This is a genomic window from Leucobacter sp. M11, assembly GCF_035726885.1.
Taxonomy (GTDB): domain Bacteria; phylum Actinomycetota; class Actinomycetes; order Actinomycetales; family Microbacteriaceae; genus JAPFRB01.
Window position 1 is genome coordinate 182,924 of record NZ_JAPFRB010000001.1, and the last position, 4,828, is coordinate 187,751.

The window sequence follows — 4,828 nt, forward strand, 5'->3', positions numbered from 1 at the left end:
GAATCGCGCTGACGGGAGCCGTAAAGAGCCCGACCGAATCGAAGCGCTGCGGCACCTGGCACAGCCCACACATCACCGCGCGGTTGCGGGTGCCCGCGGTCTTAGCCGCCGCGGTGAGGATCAGGCCGACCGGCCCAGCCGCGGTCTGCGTGAAGAGATAGCCGCGCTGCCGGGCCCTCGGGTCCCGCCAGCCCAGGTAGTCGAGGCGGTCCCAGCGGATCGAGTCGAAGCCCCGGGGCAGGGCAAGCGTGCTCACCTCGCGCGGGCTCGCGTTGCGCAGGCCCGCTCGGACCTCGGCGCTGGTCAGGGCGTGCATGGGGGCTCCTTTCCGTGCCCCCGGACCCTCCGAACGCACGGAATTGAGCATACGTTCAAATTGAACACTTGCACAAGTTCGCGGCGAGTTCCGCGTCTTTCCGCGTCGAATCTGCTCTTGCCCTACGGTCCAGCTAGGCTGGAGGAAAACAGGAGGAGACCGGAGCATGAGCTATCTCGCACGAGCCGAACGCCGTCAGTCGATCATCGACGCCGCGGTTCGGGTGCTCATCCGGGAGGGCTTCGCCGGGCTGACCACCCGCTCGGTGGCCCGAGAACTGGGCAGCTCCCCCGGCCAGATCCACCACCACTTCGAGAGCACGGGCGAGCTCGCGATCGAGGCCTGGCGCAGCTACACCGACGCGGAGATCGCGGCCTTCCACACGGCCACCGACGCGCTCGGCCCGCGCGAACGCCTCAGCGACTTCTTCGGGAACTTCACCGACGGCACCTCGGAGAGCGAGCTGCGGCTCTGGGCGAACGCCTGGGCGCACGCGCAGTCCACCCCGGATTTCGCCCCGGCCTACCTGGAGAGCTATCAGGAGTTGGTCGGCGTTCTCACCGAGCTGTTCCGCGACGGGGAAGCCGCCGCGCTGATCACGTTGCGCTCCACCCCGGGCTCCGCCGCCGCGCGCATCCTCCTGCTCGCGATCGGCCTCTCCGGCATGGCAGCCATCGACCCCGAGGGCTTCTCCGAACGGCACCGCACCCGGATCATCGGCGACGCGCTCTCCGCGGAGCTCGGCGCGTAGGAGCCCCGTGCGCGGGTAACCGCTCGTGACCCCGCGTGACCCCGCGTGACAGCCGGGCTGTTCACCGACGCCACCGTCCGTCAGCATGGGTGGCGAAGGAGCTGATCACGATGAGCGAACACGACTGTCCGAGCGAGCGCCACAGCGCCCACGCGGAGCCACAGCAGGCCGGCTACGGCTTCAACACCCGGCAGATTCACGCCGGAGAGCGGGTCAATCCCGCCGCGGGCGAGCGGATCGCCCCCATCGCCCTGACCGCGGGCTATCGCTTCGACTCCTTCGCGGACGCCAGGGATCGCTTCGCGGGCGAGGCCGACGGGCTGGTGTACTCCCGCTCCCGAAACCCCTCGACCGCCTTTGCGGAGCGCCGCATCGCGAACCTGGAGGGCGGCGTCGAGGCCATCACCGTGTCCTCGGGACAGGCCGCGATCACCGCGGCCCTGCTCACCGTGGTTCAGGCCGGGGAGCGTTTCGTGTCCACCGCGAGCATCTACTCGGGCACCCGCACCCTGTTCGGGCGGACCTTTGCCCGCTTCGGCATCGGGGTGGACTATGTCTGGGACCCCACGGATGACGCGGCCTGGGACGCCGCGATCGGACCGGACACCCGGGCGATCTACACGGAGACGATCCCGAATCCGCTCTGCGACCTCGTCGACATCGAGCACCTGGCCCGGGTGGCCGAGCGGCACCGCCTCCCCCTGATCGTCGACAACACGATCGGCACCCCGTACCTGATCCGCCCGGCGGAACTCGGCGCCCACGTCGTCGTACACTCGGCCACGAAGTTCCTGTCGGGGCACGGCGCCGCGGTCTCCGGGGTGATCGTGGACGCGGGCACCTTCGACTGGGCCGGGGCCGCGCACGAGTACCCCCTGATCACTCGCGGCCCCCGCCCGGGGGCCCCGTCGCTGCTCGACCGCTTCCCGGCGACCGCATACGCGCGAGCCGCCCGGGAACAGGTCGTCAACGACATCGGCCCCGCCCTGTCTCCGCTCAACGCCTTCCTGCTGCACCAGGGCGTCGAGACCCTGTCCCTGCGGATGGACCGGCACGTGGCAAACGCGCGAGCGATCGCCGAGTGGCTGTCGGGCCACCCCGCGATCGACGGCGTCGCCTACGCGGGATTGCCCGACAGCCCCCACTACGGCCTCGCGCAGCGCCGGTACCCCGGCGGGCCCGGCTCCGTGTTCGCGGCAACCGTGCGCGGCGGGGCTGCGGGGGCGGCGCGCTTCCTCGACGGCCTGCGGCTGATCAGCCACATGACCGGGATCGGCGACGTGCGCTCGATGGCGCTCCACCCCGGCACCACCACGCACCTGGGCTTCTCCGAGGAGCTGCGCCTGCGCCTCGGCATCACCCCGGGCCTCATCCGGCTCTCGATCGGCACCGAGGACGCGGCGGACCTCATCGCCGACCTGGACCGCGCCCTCAGCGCGTGCTGAGGGCCCCGAGCGGCTCCGCCGATGCCTCGCCCGCGCGGCGGAGCGCGTTCGCCGCACGCAGCAGCGCCTCGGCGTTCGCCCCCGCGGTCGAGCGGCTCTGGCCCGCCACCCAGGCGGGGCCGTCCGCGCCGCGGAACTCGAGGTAGCTGATCGCCTCGCTGTCGTTGCCCGCGCCCAGGGACTGCTGACTCAGGCTGAGCACCGCAACGGGCGCACCCAGCTCCGCGAGCGCGGCCGCGAGCGCCTCGATCTCGCCGAGGCCGCGGTGGCTGCTCACCCGCGGCTCCCCCGTCGTGTCGAGCAGGGTGATCTCGGTGCGGCGCTCGCCCCCGCGGTCGTGGGCATCGATCTGCGCGAGCCGGATGTCACCGGGGGCTGGCTCGGCGAGATACCGATCCCGGAACCGAGACAGCAGCTCCGCGGTGCCGAGCTCCTCGCCGCTCTCGTCGGCCCGGGCCTGGACGATCCGGGCGAAATCAATCTGGAGGCGGCGCGGCAGGTCGAGCCCGCCGCCCTCCAGCAGCAGGTGGGCGATCCCGCCCTTGCCTGACTGCGAGTTCACCCGGATCACCGCGTCGTAGCTGCGGCCCAGGTCCGCGGGGTCCACCGGCAGGTAGGGCACCCGCCAGTCCAGCTCGCCCTCCGGGATCCCCGCGGCGAGGGCCCGAGCCCGGTGCTCCGCGAAGCCCTTCTTGATCGCGTCCTGGTGGGTGCCAGAGAAGGCCGTGTGCACCAGGTCGCCCACGTAGGGGTGCCGCTCGGGCACGGGCATCCGCGTGCAGTGCTCGACCGTCCGACGCACGCGGTCGATGTCCGAGAAGTCGATCATCGGGTCCACGCCCTGCGCGTGCAGGTTCAGGGCCAGGGTCGCGAGATCAACGTTGCCCGTCCGCTCCCCGTTGCCAAAAATGCACCCCTCCACGCGCTGCGCCCCCGCGAGCACCGCCAGCTCCGCGCACGCCACGCCCGTGCCCCGGTCGTTGTGCGGGTGCACGGACAGAATCACGCCGTCGCGGCGATCCAGGTTCCGGTGCATGTACTCGATCTGATCCGCGTACACGTTCGGGCTCGCGATCTCGACGGTTGCGGGCAGGTTGAGGATCACCGGCCGCTCCGGGCTCGCGTCCCAGAGCGTCGTCATCCGCGAACACAGCTCCAGGACATAATCCGGCTCCGTCAGGTTGAAGACCTCCGGCGAGAACTGGAAGCGCACGTTCGGCAGATCCCCGGCGAGCTCCAGCGCATCCCGGCCCGCCCCCTCGACGAGCGCAGCCAGCTCCGCCCGGCTCTTGCCCAGCACGGTGTCCCGCCAGGTCGGCGCCGTGGCCGCGTAGAGGTGAATCACGACCTCGTTCCGGATCCCGCGGATTGACGCCACGGTGCGCTCGATCAGGTCACGGCGGCAGGCGCTGAACACGACGATCGTGACGTGCTCCGGCACGAGGTCCGTCTCCGCGAGCATCCGAACAAAATCAAAATCCGTCTGCGAGGCGGAGGGGTAGCCCACCTCGATCTCGGCGTAGCCCATCCGGACCATCTCCGTGAAAAAGCGGCGCTTGCGCTCCGGATCCATCGGCTCCGCGAGCGCCTGGTTGCCGTCCCGCAGATCCACCGGCACCCAGAGCGGGGCGTGCGAGAAGCGGGCGCTGGGCCAGGCCCGGTCCGTGTTCGGCAGGGCCACCCGGGAGTGGGCGTCCCGGTAGCGGTGCGAGGGCATCGGCGAGTGCCGCTGCCGATCCCAGTGCGGGGCCCCGCTGCGCGGGGTGCCCGGCATGGGCCGCGGATTCGAGGGGTGAACGGGGTGCTGATCAAACATGGTGGCTCATTTCCTGCGCCGAGTGGCGGCGCGTCACCGGAGAATGACCGGCGTCACCAAACGCCCACGGCGGGGAGCCGGTCAGGCACCATCCCGCCGTGGCAACGAAGGAGGAGCATCGCCATGAGCATGATGGAAACACGATAGCATTAACTCCTCAGACAACTTGACCACCCTTCGGAGCCCGCATGACCGCAGCACAGCCCCGCGTCCCCCTCGCGGAGCGCACCGCCGAAGCGCTCCTCGCCCGCATCCGCGCCGGCGAGTGGGCCCCCGGCGACCGACTCCCCGGCGAAACCACCCTCGCCGCGCAGCTCGGCGTCGGGCGCTCCACCGTTCGCGAGGCGATCCGGTCCCTCGCCGCACGCGGCATCCTCCTCCCCCGGCACGGCTCCGGCGTCTACCTCACCGAGCCCGACACCGAGCACGCGAGGGACACCCTGATCCTGCGCAGCACCATCCGCACCGTCCTCGAGGCCCGCCTCGCGATCGAAGCCGAG

5 protein-coding genes are annotated in these 4,828 nt (G+C 71.3%); 3 read left to right on the plus strand and 2 right to left on the minus strand.

Annotation, left to right across the window (positions count from 1 at the left end; genetic code table 11):
- On the minus strand, window positions 1–316 hold a 316-nt coding region (locus OOT08_RS00915; RefSeq protein WP_325090711.1), incomplete at its 3' end, for an FBP domain-containing protein.
- A 166-nt stretch (window positions 317–482) separates the two neighbouring features.
- Between OOT08_RS00915 and OOT08_RS00920 the strand changes: the two genes are divergently transcribed.
- Together OOT08_RS00920 and OOT08_RS00925 are read left to right on the plus strand one after the other, a co-directional pair.
- The gene (locus OOT08_RS00920; protein WP_325090712.1) at window positions 483–1,067 is read left to right on the plus strand and encodes a TetR family transcriptional regulator C-terminal domain-containing protein; all 585 of its coding nucleotides are present in this window, start codon (window positions 483–485) and stop codon (window positions 1,065–1,067) included.
- 110 nt (window positions 1,068–1,177) lie between these two features.
- Complete coding sequence (locus OOT08_RS00925; protein WP_325090713.1) at window positions 1,178–2,512, plus strand: O-acetylhomoserine aminocarboxypropyltransferase/cysteine synthase family protein; 1,335 nt, start codon at window positions 1,178–1,180, stop codon at window positions 2,510–2,512.
- On the opposite strand, the gene OOT08_RS00930 is transcribed toward OOT08_RS00925, so the two are convergent.
- Window positions 2,499–4,328, minus strand: a complete 1,830-nt coding sequence (locus OOT08_RS00930) for a 2-isopropylmalate synthase (RefSeq protein WP_442916144.1) — start codon at window positions 4,326–4,328, stop codon at window positions 2,499–2,501. The two genes, OOT08_RS00925 and OOT08_RS00930, sit on opposite strands and share 14 nt — an antisense overlap.
- Window positions 4,329–4,516: 188 nt before the next feature.
- Between OOT08_RS00930 and OOT08_RS00935 the strand changes: the two genes are divergently transcribed.
- Window positions 4,517–4,828: FadR/GntR family transcriptional regulator (locus tag OOT08_RS00935; RefSeq protein ID WP_325090714.1), on the plus strand; the 312-nt coding region annotated here is incomplete at its 3' end.